Below are 15,621 nucleotides of genomic sequence, written 5' to 3'. Positions count from 1 at the left end.
TCTGGCGCTCCTATTCAGGCCTCAACTAACTGTAATTACAAATAAAGGTCGAGTGCTTTTTGTGGTTGTGCGCTTTTACTATAACTAAGCTGTGCTTGTACTAAATATTCTTTGCTGTTCTCTGTGTTTAACGCTTTATCGAACACCCGAGCAGCAAGCTCATACTCACCATGAGCATTAGCTAAGCATGCAAGTGCCAGTAACAATGCTTGATTATCCGGCTCTTTTTTTAAAGTATCTTGTAAACTCGCCTGTAACTTTAATGCGTCTCCAGGGGCGGACACTTTTAATATATGTGCAAGCTCAATATGCTGCTCTGGTTTTTTCAGCATTTTAAGTAAACTTAATTCAATCTCATTTAAACGCCCAGCTTTTGCCATCGCAGCTAAGTAACAGCTATGCGCTTTTACTTTTACGTTTTTAGATAGTTGCTGATACTTATCGGTTAATTGCGATTCTGGCTGTGCCATAAAGTAGGTGGTTAATAATATCGACCATTGGCTATCTGTTAACGCTTTTTTACTTAGTAAACGCGGCATAAACTGCTCAAGCGCAGTCCATTTTTGCTGTTGCACAAGTACTTCGGCATACAATTTCAGCTCCAGCGCGGTGGCTTTTTTAGCTTCCGCTAACGCTTTTAATTCACTGCTTACTGTGCTGCAATCACCACTGGCTAACCAGAGTTTAGCCGCTTTTAGTTGGTTTGCTGGCGATATTTTATCAAGTAATCCAATCGCTTTGCTTGTGTCATTATTTTGTAAAGCCGCTTTAGCTAGTAACGCATAGCGCACATCTTGCCAATTATCAGCCACGCTATTGTTTCCCAATGCCAGTTCTAGCTGCTCGCTATCACCATTAATTAAGCTCCATACACCTTGCTCAATCGCCGCTTGTTTACGCTCTTCACTGCGGGCAAAAAAACGATGGCGAGTATTGCTGTATAAAGACAAAATATAACGAATAAGCTTATAAGTTAAATACAAACCCAGCGCGATAACCAAAATGGTCGCGCAAAAAGCGACGATAGACCCTTCAATAGTAGTTTGATTAAACGAAATTAATACATAACCCACTTCACCTATTAACATAGGCGATAAAGCAAGTAATACAGCAACTGCTATAATAACCAATATTAAGCGGATCATTTTGCCCACTCCTTGATCTGCTCAGTACTTTGCAAAGTGATAGCTGGACTAAAGTTTAACTGCTCTTTGCTCAACTCCTGCAGCGCTTTAAGCGTACTTTTAGTTAGTGCTTCATCATGTTGGAAATAATCTTTTACTAATACTTCGGCTTGACTCAGAGCAGTAAAATAAATACTGGCTTGTTTAGTCAAAAGCGCATCTTGAGCTTGCGATAAATATAAACTTAATCGCTGTTGGATCAAATGACGCTCGTACTCTGTCAATAAAGGTTCAATAGCGATATCTTCACGTTGGCGAATTTTAATAAAGTTATCTTTAAATTGCTGCCACGAATTAGCTAAATTTTGCTGCCAATCACTAACGTTTTCGCTCAATACATGTTGCTCTTTTTGATCTACTTCTTGTGGTAATGCCACCGCATTGAAAACGAGCTTATCTACTTGCCCAAGTACACCGTGCAGCTTTAAATAAATTGCTTCTATTGCAACCGGCTCAACAGTGCTAAGCGCTTGCAAATCTTGATATATTGCTTGGCGAATAGCGCCAGTTCCTGGATGCTCTGCTAATAACGTATCTAATCGAGTTAATACTGCCGCCGCTCCATTATAATCATGCTCAGCCCACAGTTTAAACTCAGCCATACGCTGCAAACTAGTCACCTCTTGTGGATTAAGACTATATGTTTGTTGCTCTGCACGCTGCAAGGCGGCTGCTAATTGTTTTGCCGTGTTATCTGCATTTTCAGCTAAGCTAGCAGCAACTTTTTGCTCACTATTAAACAGCGCTTGTTGCAAGGTTTGCTGCGCAACTTTCACTGCTTGCAGCTCTTTACTGAGTAATTGGTTGTCAGCTGATAACTGATTAACTAACAAATTTGCTTGCTGTTGTGTATGAAGTTTTTGGTAAAACTGAAAACCAACACCAGAGGCCACAATCAACGAGATAAGTAATGCTAAGCTGCCAGTTTTACTTATTTTTTGTTTGTTGTTTTGGTTCGTTTCTTGTTTCATAGCAAAGTCTTTTTTTGTTGCCGAAGCAGAGTCTGCAACCTTAGCACTCGCCTTGGTTGAACTGCTTGGCGTTGCTTTAGGGTCAGCAAGCTGTGATGTTGGCTTTGTATCTTCACTCATAATGTTACCTTCGCTAATACAAGTAAACATAGCGCTATCGCTTGCACCTGCAGCAATGTGTATATTTGCCGAGTCAATCTGTTGCGCCGCAAGGTATTCACTAATGCGAGCACTGGCAACATAAAACTGGCACTGTCTGATCCACTCTAATTGTTTTGCGCCCAGTTCACGAAAAATCGCATCAACTGCCGCATTACTTGTTATGACTATACCTTTAACATCAAGGCTTTGCCAGTGGTCTAGCCAGTCAGTTGCATTACCTTCTACAGGGCCTCGTTGATAAACCACTAAATTATTTAAAAATGCCCCACGTTGCTTTAAGTTTTTTGCAATCGTTGCTCGGCCATCTTTACCTTTGACCAACACTATATTTAGACCATCAACTTGCTGTAATGATTTTAAAGCCAGTAATCCTTCAGAATCATGCAGTTTAGGCACGGCTGCTCGTACGCCAAATGCCTGCCAAATGGCTTCTGCCGTTTGTTCACCTACGGCATAAAATTGCGCTTTAGTATTGATATCGGGTTTAAGTGCCAACAATGCTTTGACAGCATCTTGGGAGATAAAAATAATTTTATCTGCATTCAGTAAAGGGGTCAGTTGAGTATTATCTGGGGTTAAGTAATCAATTTTCAAAACCGGAAATAAAGTCGCCTGATAACCCCCTTGCGACAGTTGCTCTGCAAGGTCGGCGCCTTTTCCATGTGGGCGAGTTATCAGGATCTGTGACATTTATGCGTCTCTATATACTTCAGCTAAAATTTTATCTGCGCCTAAAACAAGTAACTGTTCAGCCAGTTGCACACCAAGCTGTTCAGCATCAATTGCTTTACCACTGATCTCAGCGCGTAAAATTTCGCTGCCATCAATTGCGCCCACTAAACCACGTAAATGTACTTGCTCGCCATCAACTAAAGCATAAGCGCCAATTGGCACTTGGCAACCACCTTCTAAACGGCGATTCATTGCACGTTCGGCATTAACACGAATACGTGTCTCGTTATGCTCAAGTGGTGCAAGTAACGCTTGGGTAACCTCGTCATCAATACGGCATTCAATACCTACAGCGCCCTGACCATTCGCTGGTAACGATTCTTCTGGTTCAATAAATGCTTTAATACGGTCATGCATCTGTAAACGAATTAATCCAGCAGCAGCTAAAATAATCGCATCATATTGGCCATCATCAAGCTTAGCTAGGCGAGTATTGACGTTACCGCGTAAATCACGAATTTCTAAATCAGGACGCAGTTCACGAATTTGACACTGACGACGCAAACTCGATGTACCAACAATAGCACCTTGTGGTAGCTGTGCAATGTTGGCAAAGGTATTTGACACAAATGCATCGCGTGGATCTTCACGTTCACAAATTGTATGCAGTGCTAACCCTTCAGGAAAATCAACAGGTACATCTTTCATTGAATGCACAGCGATATCTGCACGGCCATCTAACATGGCCTGCTCAAGCTCTTTAACAAATAGTCCTTTGCCACCGATTTTTGCAAGTGGTGTATCAAGAATAATATCTCCTTGTGTCGACATTGGTACTAGCTCAACAGTAATGCCGGCATGGAAATGCTCTAGCTGTGCCTTTACAAATTCAGCCTGCCACAGTGCTAATGCACTTTTACGCGTAGCGATACGAATAAGTTGAGGTTTTTTTGTCACGTTTTCAGTCATAAAAGGAGTCCAATTAATTTTCTTTGCTGAGCCTAAAGGTGAATAAACACTTACTCAGCTAAAATGCGAAATTCTTTTTGTGCCAATAAATGGCCCTGTTCGTCAACAACATCAACACGCCAGTTGCCAACTTGTTCAGGTAAAATAGTTTTATTAGAGTAAGTGCGATACCGAGGAGACGTTACACCAAGCTCAATACTAGCTAGCACTTCATTTTCATAGCGCCAAACATGCTTGACCGTCTGCCCTTGCATATTTTTAAGCTCACTAAAAAATGCCATTGTTTCAGTAAATTCATTTAAACGCACATCCGCTTTAAAAACATTAACGGGTTCACGATCAACCACTTCACGGGTCAATACTGCGCGGCTTACTTTGTCGGTATCAATTTTTGCACCAAGAGCAACGCTGGCAATATGTGCTGATGTAGCAAAACTATCTGGTTGCTCCGCGCTAACGTCACTTTCTACTGGCTCATTATTGGTATTTGTAGCAACAATAGTATTAGCTGCAAGTGCTTGGCTTTGTTCGGGCTGATTACTATCAACAATTTGCTGTTCTGGGCTATCAGTTATCATCGCCATTTCTAGCGATTCACTTTTATCATCCACTACACTAGCATCATTACCATCATCAGCATTAATATCAGTGAGTGTCGACGCTTCGCTGACTACCTCAAACTCTGTATTGTCTGCTACCGTTGTTGAAGATGCTAAAGGCGCGTCTTCTTCGCTTGTCTGTGCAACAGACTCGGGGCTATCAAGGGGTTGTTGTTGATCATTTTGCTCAGCATTTACGGAGCTCAACAGGCTATAAGTAAAAATAACTAACGCAAATATCATCAGTAGCGTAACGGTAACAATGCGCTGCCAATGCCATTGATAGGTTACCTCAGGCGCGATAGGTGCAGCCTCTCGACTCATACTTGCAGTGATCACTATTTTTTGTTTCATTTTAGCCTCGGCTACTCAACACTATTTAACTTAAGCGCGCGATCAACCAGTGGCGAATAGCCATTAGTTCTTCCCCGCAGAGCTGATGGCCCATTGGGTAATCTTGCCAACTTACATCCATGTTATGCGTTGTAAGTATGTCAAACGCATGACGACCTGCATCATAAGGTACTACTTGATCTTGGCTACCATGAGCCATAAATACCGACAAATCTGTATGTTTAGCTTCAGCCGTTAACTTATCTGGCACGCACATATAAGTCGAAAGCGCCATTACACCTGCCAGTTTCTGAGTTAAACGCGGTGCTAAATGTAGCGCAATAACGCCACCTTGAGAAAAACCAGCCAATATTATTTTATCTGCAGGAATACCTTTACCAAGCTCTTGCTCAATCAACTGCTCAACCTTCGCCGCTGATTCGCGTACCCCAGTTTCATCAGCGCGCTTGTCTAGATCCATAGATTTAATATCATACCAAGAACGCATTGCCATACCACCATTTATGGTGACCGGTTGTACCGGAGCATGCGGGAACACAAACCGCACACCTAATTCATCAGGCAATGCAAGTTGCGATGCGACAGGTAAAAATCCATCGCCTGAATCGCCTAAACCATGTAACCAAATAATCGTTGCTTGATGCTGGCCTTTTGCCGCGTATTCTACAAACTCTAAACTCATAGTGCTGATTGCCATTCTACCGTTTGGCCAGCTTGACGCGTTGTTGCTTCATTCATAAACTGCCAAAATTCTGCGCCCGAGCGATTATCAATCCACTTATCGCCACGCAATTCAAAATGGTGACCATTAAACTTAGTCGCAACCCATACTTGATGCAAAGGAGCTTGCTTATTAATCACAATTTTACTGCGATCAGCAAAAATAATCTCCAAAATACCTTGTGCAGATTCATAGTCTAAGTCAGCTTCACAGTCATCCACTTGTTCTTCAATGGTAAACATAAGAGCTTCGGCTAATTGGTGGTATTCATGATCAGTCATTATTGTTTCCTTTTACGGGCATTTAGCCAGATATTCGGTACGAATTGCATGCAGCTAGTGTAACAGGAATAAATTCATCCGCGAATAGCTGCATTTTTTAGATATTCTGTTAATCTGCGATTATAAAGCCAGCAACACGATTAATCTAATGAAAGAGATGCATCTTAAACAATTAAAACGACTTTCCCCACTTGGTGTACTACTCATCACTTTAGCTGGCTGCGGACAAAGCGGGCCACTGTATTTGCCAGAAGATAAAGCCGAGCCAAATAAACCACAACAAGTAACAACTCCAGTTACGCAAACACAGTCATCAACAATTGAATCGAAACAGGACCAATAATGGACTTTTTTGACTATAAAAATAATCAGCTGCATGCTGAAGACATCGCTGTCAAGGAGCTCGCCGCACAATACGGTACGCCTTGTTATATATATTCTCGCAAAACCTTTGAGCGTCATTACCTTGCCTTTGCACAGGCCGCGACCAATCATAAAAACTTAGTTTGCTATGCTGTAAAAGCCAATTCAAACATTGCTGTTTTAAATGTGCTGGCACGCTTGGGCTCAGGTTTTGATATTGTTTCTAAAGGTGAGCTTGCCCGCGTCATTGCGGCCGGAGGCGACGCTAGTAAAGTGGTTTTTTCAGGGGTTGCCAAAACAGCAGACGAGATTGCCTACGCACTCAAGCTCGGGATTAAATGTTTTAATGTTGAGTCTGTCTCAGAGCTAGATCGTATTTCCCACGTTGCCAGTGAACTTAATTTAGTCGCGCCAATTTCAATTCGTGTAAACCCTGATATCGATGCGAAAACCCATCCGTATATTTCAACGGGTTTAAAAGAAAATAAATTCGGTATAGATATTCTTACTGCAACAAGTGTTTATCAGTATGCTGCGTCATTGCCTGGCCTAAAAATCACCGGGGTTGATTGTCACATTGGCTCACAGCTGACTGAAATCAAACCATTTCTCGAAGCACTAGACAAAGTACTGGCTCTAATTGACGATTTAAAAGCCAACGGTATTGAACTCAGCCATTTAGATATTGGCGGCGGTTTAGGCGTACCATACAATGGCGAAGCGCCACCGCATCCAAGTGAATATGTGGCACATATCACCGATCGTTTAACTGATTATCAACACTTAGAGCTTATTTTTGAACCGGGCCGTGCGATTGCTGCCAATGCGGGTATTTTGGTTACAAAAGTTGAGTTTATAAAACAAAACCAAGATAAGTTTTTTGCAATCGTTGATGCCGGTATGAACGATATGTTGCGCCCTGCTTTATATCAAGCATGGCAAAAAATTGTGCCGGTAACGCCTCGTAATGACGACACACCCACATACAACTTTGATATTGTCGGTCCGGTGTGTGAAACCGGTGACTTTTTAGGTAAAGATCGCCTGTTAGCCTTACAACAAGGTGATTTACTTGCCCAGCGCAGCGCTGGTGCCTACGGCTTTACCATGAGCTCAAATTATAACTCACGGCCACGTGTGGCAGAGATCATGGTCGATGGCGAGCAGAGTCATTTGATCCGCGCGCGTGAAACTCTGGAAAGTCTATGGCAAGGCGAGAAAATTTTACCATAAACTTTTTGTAACGAGGCTGCTCTGTGGCATGATTAGCGCAGAGCAACCCGAATTAGAGCGCTATGTTAGTTAATTTTTCCAAAATGCACGGCCTAGGCAACGATTTTGTTGTAATTGATAACATTACACAAAACGTTTTCTTGTCACGAGACCAAATAAAAAAACTGGCAGATCGCCATTTCGGCATCGGCTTTGACCAACTATTAATGGTTGAAGCGCCTTATTCTCCCGATCTTGATTTCCATTATCGTATTTTTAATGCTGACGGTAACGAAGTAGAACAATGCGGCAATGGTGCTCGGTGTTTTGCCCGTTTTGTACGGATGAAAGGCCTTACTAATAAACATAAAGTCACCGTATCTACCAAATCAGGTAATTTAACCTTATACATAGAAAAAGATGGCCAAGTCACCGTCAACATGGGTCACCCTAATTTCGAACCGAGCAAAATTCCACTCAAAGCGACTAAGCGTGAACTGACTTATATTATTCGAGCAGAAGAACACACCGTATTTAGTGGTGCAGTATCAATGGGTAACCCACATTGTGTACTTGAAGTTGATGATATAGAGACAGCTGACGTCAGCACTTTAGGCCCGCTACTTGAAAATCATGAACGTTTTCCACAGCGCGTTAACGTGGGCTTTATGCAAGTGATTAATTCTGAGCATATTAAATTGCGAGTTTGGGAACGTGGCGTTAACGAAACGCTCGCCTGCGGTACAGGCGCATGTGCAGCAATGGTAATTGGCCAAATTCAAAGTAAATTATCCACTACAGTACAGGTCGATTTACCGGGCGGTAGTTTGCAAATTCGCTGGCAAGGTGAAGGCCATCCAGTGCGAATGACCGGCCCTGCAGAGCATGTATTTGATGGGCAGGTCGCTTTATGAGTAACTCAAACGACAAAGTAACTAGTGAGCAAGTGAGTGAGTTTTTACAACAAAACCCATTGTTTTTAGCTCAAAATCCAGCACTATTAGCCCAACTTGAGCTGCAGCAAGCGCAAGGCGCAACCTCATTAGTGCACATTCAACAGCGTCAATTGCGTGAACACAACACCATGTTGAAAAGCAAAATTGACAGCTTAATTAAGCACGCAAAAGAAAATGAGCTAATTTATAGCTTGTTCAGCGAGTGTCATCGCCAGCTTTGGACTAACTACGACTTTAAAACTTTAGCAATAAACTTACGCAATATTATTTGTACTAATCCGGCGATTAATGAATGCCACTTGCTTAAGTATGATAAAAAGTTTGCGCAACTAATTGAACACCGCTTAGAGCATAATGGCGTTTATCTGGGTCGCGTAAATCAGCAAGAGCGAGATTTACTGTTCAGCCCTGCTACACAATCAACTGCGCTCTATTTAATTGGTAACAGTCAGCACCCTATCGCTATTTTGGCCTTTGGCAGTGATGATGCAAACCACTTCGAACCGGCAAAAGATAGTTTATTTGTACTTGAGTTTGTTCGCTCACTGCAACTTAGACTGTTGGAATTGGAACTAGAGCAGGCATGAGCGAGCAGCAGCCGCCAAATGTTGAGCAATTATGTGACAAACTAAGCGATAAGTGGCGCACGCCAATCCTATTATTTAGTGATTATCTGCGCTTCGAAAGACAATACTCACCACACACTATCAGCCAGTACACCAGCCAACTTAACTTCGCTGCATTGTATTTCAGCAAACTGTGTAATGATTGGTCAAGCGTACAGGGTGAGCATATACGCCGTTACAGCATGCAACTTAGAAGCAAGCAACTAAGTGGCCGTACGATTAGTTTAAAGCTCAGCTGCATTCGCAGTTTGTATAAGTTTTTAAAAACCAAAGATATCAGTCAACAAAACCATTATCATAATCCGGCAGAAGCAATCAAAGGCCCCAAGTTTGCCAAACCCCTGCCTAAAAACCTTGATGTAGACCAAATGGCACGGTTACTTGATATTCACGATGATGATCCTCTTGCAGTTCGCGATCAGGCGATGATGGAGCTGATGTATTCATCTGGCTTACGCATTAGTGAGTTAGTTGGTGCCAATATACAAGATATAAATCGCAGTGCGGGGGAAATATTAGTCCGCGGTAAGGGCAACAAAGAACGCCTGTTACCAGTGGGAGGCAAGGCGCTAGAATCATTAAATAAATGGCTTAAACTACGCCCTCAATTTGCTCATCCAGAAGAAATTGCAGTATTTGTCAGTAGCAAAAAGTGCCGTATTTCAGCACGTCACGTTCGGCTTCGCATGCAAGAGTGGGGAATAAAACAAGGTATTAGCAGCCAAGTACACCCACATAAATTACGCCATTCATTTGCATCACATATTTTAGAATCATCGGGTGACTTGCGAGCAGTACAAGAGTTATTGGGTCACAGCAGTTTATCGGCCACCCAAGTGTATACCCATTTAGATTTTCAGCATTTAGCTAAAGTGTATGACAACACGCACCCTCGCGCTAAAAAACGTTCAAATACCGACTAGCAAGGAGCTTATATGATCCGCTTTAATCGTGCCATTTCACCTTTTACCGTATTGAGTTTTGACTTAGACGACACCTTATACAATAACCATCCGATAATTACAGCAGCCGTTCAAGCACAGATAAATTATCTAAATGCATTGCCAAACTGGCAAGCACAAGGTAAAGACTATTGGCAACAGTGCCGTGAGCAGGCGCTACTTGATAACCCCGAGTTAGTCGACAATGTTACGCAGTGGCGCAAAAGCACTCTGCGTACAGCACTGGCAAAGCTCGGTTATCAAAACGCAGAGCTCGAACACCATGCTAATAATGCTTATCAAGCATTTGCTGATGCCCGCAGCCAAATTGTAGTGGATGATAAAGTGCTCGATTTACTTTCACAACTGAGTAAACGCTATCGCTTAATTGCTATTACCAATGGTAATGTAGAAATTGAACGTTTTAACTTAAATGGTGTATTTGAACTGGTTTTACAAGCAGGTATTCACGGTAAAGCTAAACCTCATACCACGATGTTTGAACAGGCCGCCGCCGCGCTTGGCGTCCCAACCCAGCACATTTTGCACGTTGGTGATAGTTTAGACACCGATGTACAAGGTGCGCATAATGCGGGTTGTCAGTCACTTTGGTTAAATGACCAACCAGCTAAATATGCCTACAAAGGCTTAGCCGATATTGAAATAACTGATATTCAAGCGCTTAAACACTTTTTAAGCCAGCCATAATATTCTAGGAGCGAGCAATGAAAGGGACTGCTGTTACTAAATTTATCACGCTGCTGCTACTGCTATCAGTGGCACTTAATGGCTATTTATTGTGGCCACAACAGCAAGCAACAGCCCCACAAGCAGCCGTTAAATTGTCGCCATCAGTTATCGTTGAAAACAATCAGCAATCACTCTATCAGCAAGCTCTACAGCAATTTAATCAGCGACAGTTTACGGCTGCCTTAGCCAGCTACCAAGCATTAACTACAAGCCAGCCATTACAAGCTGAACAACTTTACTTTTTATGGTTAGATAAACTCGATAACTGGTTAAAAAATAATGAGCTCACAGTTGCTGAGACTTTTTTGCAATTATTTTTAAATAGCTATCCATACGATATAAATATGTTACAGCTTGATGCCGAACGTTTAGTGAAAAACCAGCAGCTACACCAAGCTATTGTTGCGTTATTATCATTGCAATCACTTGCCAATGAAAGCCAGCAAGCAGCCATTAATATGCGTTTAATACAATTGACCATGGCACAAATAAAAACGCTTACAGAGCAGCACGCGTGGCAAAAAACCATTAATCAAACCTTAGTGTGGCTTGATTATGATAACGAAAATCCTAATTACTTATTCGCACTCGCTGATGCGTATTACCATCTCGGTGACCTGCTAAGCGCGCAAGCAACATTAGATCGCTTTCCTTTGGAGCATCCATTACAAGCGAAAGTTGCTGAATTACAAACACGCATAGCACAAGCGCAAAGCGGTATTGATCTGGTGCCATTACGTCCATACGGCGCACACTATTTATTAGATATGCAAATCAACGATGCGCTCAACACCCAACTAATGATAGATACCGGGGCAAGCTTTACCGTATTACCAAATAACGTATTTCAAGCATTACGGCCAATACCCGACTATATTGATAGCTTAAGCATCAATACCGCCAACGGCCAAGTAATCGCAAAACGTTACCAACTTGATTCAATTTTAATTGGCCAGCAATATATTGAAAACTTTGAAGTGTTAGTAATTGATAACCATAGTGGGTATGGATTACTCGGCATGAATTTTTTACAGTTGTTTAAATTTAATATTAATCAACAAACTAATCAGCTAGAGTTAGCTAAATAAGGATGACTATGACACTCAACGATTTTTTAAGCCGTCTGGCTAATGAGCCACACACCATTGCATTTGCCGATACGATGGCAGTGATTGAAGCAAACTATACTTTTACAGCCTGCGCATTCAATAACCACGGCTTAAAAAGTGCCGTTGGTGAAAATAATGGCTCATGTAAAATTTTTGCTTTTGCTAAACTAAACCAACTAAGTAAACAAAATACTCTAGATTGCTTTGGCGCGTTTTATCGTGATGATGTACTTGGCAATCCTAATGAGCACGATCACATGAACATTCGCACATTTATGTTAGCACCAGAAGTAACCCCCTTCTTGGGCATTACTTTTGATGGCGAACCATTAACAGCTAACTAAGTGATTTTTCCATAAAGTAGCGGGTGCCAGAGCGAGGATAATTATCGATTTGATATTTAACTTCATAACCACGATGTTCATAAAATGGTTTAGCTTGAAAATCTAAAGTATCAAGCTGAACTTGCAGCGCACCTAACTGCTTACCCTTTAATTCGATCGCGCTAAGTAACTTACTAGCTAGGCCTTGACCGCGTGCTTTTTCATCACACCAAAGCCAATTTATTTGTAACCAGTTACCAAATAATTGAGCAGCTACAGCCGCCACCACTTGCTGATTTTCATCAACAAATTTACACCCCAATGGCAGTCTTTGTGCATCAAAGTGAGCTTGATTATAAGCAACTATTTGCTCACGCAATAACTGTTCTAATACCTGTGAATCATCATTTTCAAACTGATACATGGTCGCTTTTTACCAAGTTAAAAGGTCAGTTTAAATGACTAACAAGTTAATATAAATGATTTTTACCGTAAGGCACCTCGAGCATATTACTGCCCACTTTTTCAGGCTGGCCACACATTTCATCGTATGCGCTGGTATGACGCAATACCATTTGCGCATAACTAAGGTGGTCGAGTCGTTTTTGAATATGCAATGGGCTTAAGCCACGAATAAACTCCCCCTGCTCATCCGTTACATAATACTCAACATTGTTGATCATCACCGACACTTGGTATAAAGCCATTTCCAATGAGTGAACAATAACTTTTTGCAAAGGCTGATGGTTTTTAAGTTCTGATAATTTTATCGCCATGGTGAAACCCTTTTTACAGTGGATTAAGTTATCTGTACGTTGCTTTGATATACTTTGATCAATTTAAACCGAAGCGACTTAATTTATGAGCGAGAAAACTCGTCTAGCTAAATACCTTGCCCATGCTGGCGTTTGTTCTCGTAAACAAGCCTCGCGGCTGATTGATGAAGGTGTGGTGAGCGTAAATAACCGCCCAGCCAATCATATTGATCACGTTGATGATAACGACGATATACGCGTCAATAACACGCGCGTACAAGGTAAAGCAACGCGCGTTTATTATGCCTATCACAAACCGGTAGGAATTGATTGTAAACTCAATCAACATGACCCTAGCAGCTTAATTCACCATCTACCAACAGACACCCGCGTATACCCCATTGGCAGGCTAGATAAAGATTCTCGTGGTCTGTTAATACTGACTAATGATGGTGAATTTTGTAATCAGCTGATCCATCCTGACTTCCACCAGCCAAAACGTTATTTAGTCACTGTTGATAAACCGCTTAATGATGGCTTTAGCCAAAAAATGGCAAATGGTGTGCCTGTTGATAAACATATCACACTGCCATGCACCGTGGAGAAAGTAGCCGACTGCCAATTTAGTATTATTTTAAAGCAAGGGCTGAATCGCCAAATCCGAAAAATGGCCCATTACTGTGGCTATAAAGTGATTGATCTTTACCGAGAACAAATTGCCGAGCTTAATTTGGCCACCCTAAGCCTGCCAGAAAATACCTATCGTAAAATAAATAAATCTGACATTTTAAAAAACTAATTATTTTTATATAAAATAGTTGCAAAGTTTGATTACAGGTGTAATCTTAAGTTAAAGATTACACCTGTAGGCAATATATATGATTGAATTATCAAAAGCAGAATTTGAAGTGCTCGATGCACTTTGGCTGAACTACCCTGCTACAGCAAGCCAAATTATCGAGCGTTTAAGCGATGATAAACAATGGCACGAAAAAACCATTAAAACCTTACTCGGTCGGTTAGTAAAAAAAGGCGCACTCAGCTTTGAAAAAGATGGCCGCCAGTATATTTACACTCCTTGCATGGAACGCGCTGAATACACGCTAAAAGAAAGTCAAAATTTTATTGAGCGTTTTTTTAGTGGCCGTATCGCGCCGTTAGTCAGCGGTTTTGCTAAATCTGAGCAACTTTCTCAACAAGACATCAACGAACTTAAAAAGGTGATTGATGACTGGGAAAAACAGCAAAAGTAAGGGTTTAATATGTTAGAAAACACCTTTAACTGGCTTCTTGAGCAGCAACTATTAATCAGCTTACTGATACTCAGTTTGCTGGTTTTAGAACGCTATTCACTAAAATGGCTCAATGCTAACTTTGTCTATAAGTTATGGCTAATGTTACCAATCACATTACTGCTAGCAAATATGCCAGAGCATTTTAAGCCGCTGCCAAACAACGTCATTAGCACTATGCTGATCAGCCCCAAGCAAGGTTTTTCAACAACGATTAGTATTAGTTGGGTACTAGTTTATAGCGCTATATTTAGCATACTGGCGTTAACTGCCATCGTGGTACACCTGCGGTTTATCAACCAATTACGATTAACCAATCTTGATGATAAAGTGCTGATTGACGCACATCCCGACATGCAACTATTACAAAGTAGCGCCGTTAGTACACCAATGGTTATAGGGCTATTCAGTAATCAGCTAGTCCTACCAACCGCCTATACACAACACATTGATAGCACTGCGTTAACGCTGATCATTGAACATGAAAAAGTACATATAAAACGCGCCGATAATTTATTTAATGCGCTGGCATTAATGGCCACATTGCTGATTTGGTTTAATCCACTGGCTTGGCTTGGCTACATGAACTTTAGACGCTTGCAAGAGCTGTCGTGCGACGAAAAAGTACTGACCAATAAAACTACTCAACAACGCATTTTATACAGTAAAGCTCTGATCAACTGTGCAGCAAATAGCCGTGCAGGGTTAATAGCTTACTCACACTATGGAGATAAAAACACGATGTTACAACGACTCAATCAAATCAAACACACCGGCAATAGCTCAATGATTGCCAAAGGCGCTTTACTTATTTTTGCAGCGGGTATGATCAGCAGCTTTGCTATCGCAAAACAACCAGAAGCAATAAGTAAGGTGCAAGCTATTTCACCCATCATGCGTATTGAGCCTCTTTACCCGATACAGGCAGCTGAACAAGGTATCAGCGGTTCAGTAGTATTAAAATACGATATTAGCCCAGCCGGAAAGACACAAAATGTGTCGGTTGTGAATGCCAAACCTGAAAGAGTATTCGATAAAGAGGCAAAAAAAGCGCTAATGCAATGGCAATATAAGCCTTCAAATTCAGGCTTTAAAGATGTATTGGTACAGTTAGACTTTGCAATTGACAGTAATTACAAATCAGAAGAACTGATTGAAAAGGTGACTGTTGCGGCTAAGTAAATTTTAACAACCAAGACCCTAAAGCAAGCGCCTTATTGAAGCCGCTTGCTTTAGCGTTTTAAAAAACAAAGCTTATACCAATCGACTTAAATATTTAACCATTCTAGCGAGCTAAATAAAGCGCTAACTGCGTTATAATTTTTTCAAGTAGAACAACTACATGTCAAAATTTACGCCTTGTTATCACTGTATTTATCTG

At 41.4% G+C, this 15,621-nt stretch carries 19 protein-coding genes; 11 read left to right on the top strand and 8 right to left on the bottom strand.

What is annotated here, in order from left to right; all coding sequences use genetic code 11:
• Positions 1–35 precede the first annotated feature (35 nt).
• The 6 genes from H5203_RS16685 to cyaY form a co-directional block, all read right to left on the bottom strand.
• Entirely contained in the window at positions 36–1,145 is a 1,110-nt protein-coding gene (locus tag H5203_RS16685; protein WP_182820008.1) for a heme biosynthesis HemY N-terminal domain-containing protein, read from the bottom strand.
• The gene (locus H5203_RS16680; RefSeq protein ID WP_182732294.1) at positions 1,142–3,007 is read right to left on the bottom strand and encodes a uroporphyrinogen-III C-methyltransferase; all 1,866 of its coding nucleotides are present in this window, start codon (positions 3,005–3,007) and stop codon (positions 1,142–1,144) included. The genes H5203_RS16685 and H5203_RS16680 overlap by 4 nt, the downstream gene beginning before the upstream one ends.
• Positions 3,008–3,946 carry a hydroxymethylbilane synthase gene (hemC, locus tag H5203_RS16675; RefSeq protein WP_182820015.1) on the bottom strand — a complete coding sequence of 313 codons (939 nt, stop codon included), beginning with the start codon at positions 3,944–3,946 and terminating at the stop codon, positions 3,008–3,010.
• Between the two features lie 62 nt (positions 3,947–4,008).
• Complete coding sequence (locus H5203_RS16670) at positions 4,009–4,911, bottom strand: DUF2914 domain-containing protein (protein ID WP_145239940.1); 903 nt, start codon at positions 4,909–4,911, stop codon at positions 4,009–4,011.
• 25 nt (positions 4,912–4,936) lie between these two features.
• Positions 4,937–5,593, bottom strand: coding sequence for an alpha/beta hydrolase (locus tag H5203_RS16665; protein WP_149982182.1), 657 nt, complete (start codon positions 5,591–5,593; stop codon positions 4,937–4,939).
• Positions 5,590–5,913, bottom strand: coding sequence for an iron donor protein CyaY (cyaY, locus tag H5203_RS16660; protein ID WP_145239944.1), 324 nt, complete (start codon positions 5,911–5,913; stop codon positions 5,590–5,592). Before cyaY ends, H5203_RS16665 begins: the two co-directional genes overlap by 4 nt.
• A gap of 148 nt (positions 5,914–6,061) precedes the next feature.
• On the opposite strand from cyaY, the gene H5203_RS16655 reads away from it, so the two are divergent.
• From H5203_RS16655 to H5203_RS16620, 8 genes are all read left to right on the top strand, one after another.
• On the top strand, positions 6,062–6,256 hold the full coding sequence (locus H5203_RS16655) for an LPS translocon maturation chaperone LptM (protein ID WP_145239946.1): 195 nt from the start codon (positions 6,062–6,064) through the stop codon (positions 6,254–6,256).
• The gene (gene lysA, locus H5203_RS16650) at positions 6,256–7,509 is read left to right on the top strand and encodes a diaminopimelate decarboxylase (protein WP_149982184.1); all 1,254 of its coding nucleotides are present in this window, start codon (positions 6,256–6,258) and stop codon (positions 7,507–7,509) included. Before H5203_RS16655 ends, lysA begins: the two co-directional genes overlap by 1 nt.
• 62 nt (positions 7,510–7,571) lie before the next feature.
• Positions 7,572–8,402: a diaminopimelate epimerase gene (gene dapF / locus H5203_RS16645; RefSeq protein ID WP_145239950.1), complete on the top strand. Its 831-nt coding sequence runs from the start codon at positions 7,572–7,574 to the stop codon at positions 8,400–8,402.
• The gene (locus tag H5203_RS16640; protein ID WP_182779224.1) at positions 8,399–9,031 is read left to right on the top strand and encodes a DUF484 family protein; all 633 of its coding nucleotides are present in this window, start codon (positions 8,399–8,401) and stop codon (positions 9,029–9,031) included. The genes dapF and H5203_RS16640 overlap by 4 nt, the downstream gene beginning before the upstream one ends.
• Complete coding sequence (locus tag H5203_RS16635; protein ID WP_182717476.1) at positions 9,028–9,993, top strand: tyrosine recombinase XerC; 966 nt, start codon at positions 9,028–9,030, stop codon at positions 9,991–9,993. The genes H5203_RS16640 and H5203_RS16635 overlap by 4 nt, the downstream gene beginning before the upstream one ends.
• Positions 9,994–10,005: 12 nt before the next feature.
• Positions 10,006–10,719 (top strand): HAD-IA family hydrolase, encoded by a 714-nt coding sequence (locus H5203_RS16630; protein ID WP_145239956.1) that lies wholly within the window; start codon positions 10,006–10,008, stop codon positions 10,717–10,719.
• 17 nt (positions 10,720–10,736) lie between these two features.
• Positions 10,737–11,849 (top strand): retroviral-like aspartic protease family protein, encoded by a 1,113-nt coding sequence (locus H5203_RS16625; protein WP_182820007.1) that lies wholly within the window; start codon positions 10,737–10,739, stop codon positions 11,847–11,849.
• Positions 11,850–11,857: 8 nt separating this feature from the next.
• The gene (locus tag H5203_RS16620) at positions 11,858–12,214 is read left to right on the top strand and encodes a HopJ type III effector protein (protein ID WP_145239960.1); all 357 of its coding nucleotides are present in this window, start codon (positions 11,858–11,860) and stop codon (positions 12,212–12,214) included.
• On the opposite strand, the gene H5203_RS16615 is transcribed toward H5203_RS16620, so the two are convergent.
• Together H5203_RS16615 and H5203_RS16610 are read right to left on the bottom strand one after the other, a co-directional pair.
• A complete protein-coding gene (locus H5203_RS16615) occupies positions 12,207–12,617 on the bottom strand; it encodes an N-acetyltransferase (protein ID WP_182820006.1) in 411 nt (136 codons plus the stop codon). The two genes, H5203_RS16620 and H5203_RS16615, sit on opposite strands and share 8 nt — an antisense overlap.
• Before the next feature lie 46 nt (positions 12,618–12,663).
• Positions 12,664–12,969: a DUF6482 family protein gene (locus H5203_RS16610; RefSeq protein WP_182732290.1), complete on the bottom strand. Its 306-nt coding sequence runs from the start codon at positions 12,967–12,969 to the stop codon at positions 12,664–12,666.
• A gap of 85 nt (positions 12,970–13,054) precedes the next feature.
• On the opposite strand from H5203_RS16610, the gene H5203_RS16605 reads away from it, so the two are divergent.
• From H5203_RS16605 to H5203_RS16595, 3 genes are all read left to right on the top strand, one after another.
• Positions 13,055–13,747: a pseudouridine synthase gene (locus tag H5203_RS16605; protein ID WP_145239966.1), complete on the top strand. Its 693-nt coding sequence runs from the start codon at positions 13,055–13,057 to the stop codon at positions 13,745–13,747.
• A 79-nt stretch (positions 13,748–13,826) separates the two neighbouring features.
• Positions 13,827–14,201 carry a BlaI/MecI/CopY family transcriptional regulator gene (locus tag H5203_RS16600; RefSeq protein ID WP_145239968.1) on the top strand — a complete coding sequence of 125 codons (375 nt, stop codon included), beginning with the start codon at positions 13,827–13,829 and terminating at the stop codon, positions 14,199–14,201.
• A gap of 9 nt (positions 14,202–14,210) precedes the next feature.
• Positions 14,211–15,422, top strand: a complete 1,212-nt coding sequence (locus H5203_RS16595; RefSeq protein ID WP_149982190.1) for a TonB family protein — start codon at positions 14,211–14,213, stop codon at positions 15,420–15,422.
• Positions 15,423–15,621 lie beyond the last annotated feature (199 nt).

Origin of the sequence: Pseudoalteromonas sp. SG41-1, from assembly GCF_014164575.1 — a bacterium.
Classification (GTDB): domain Bacteria; phylum Pseudomonadota; class Gammaproteobacteria; order Enterobacterales; family Alteromonadaceae; genus Pseudoalteromonas; species Pseudoalteromonas rhizosphaerae.
This window is presented reverse-complemented; position numbering and strand designations above follow the sequence as displayed.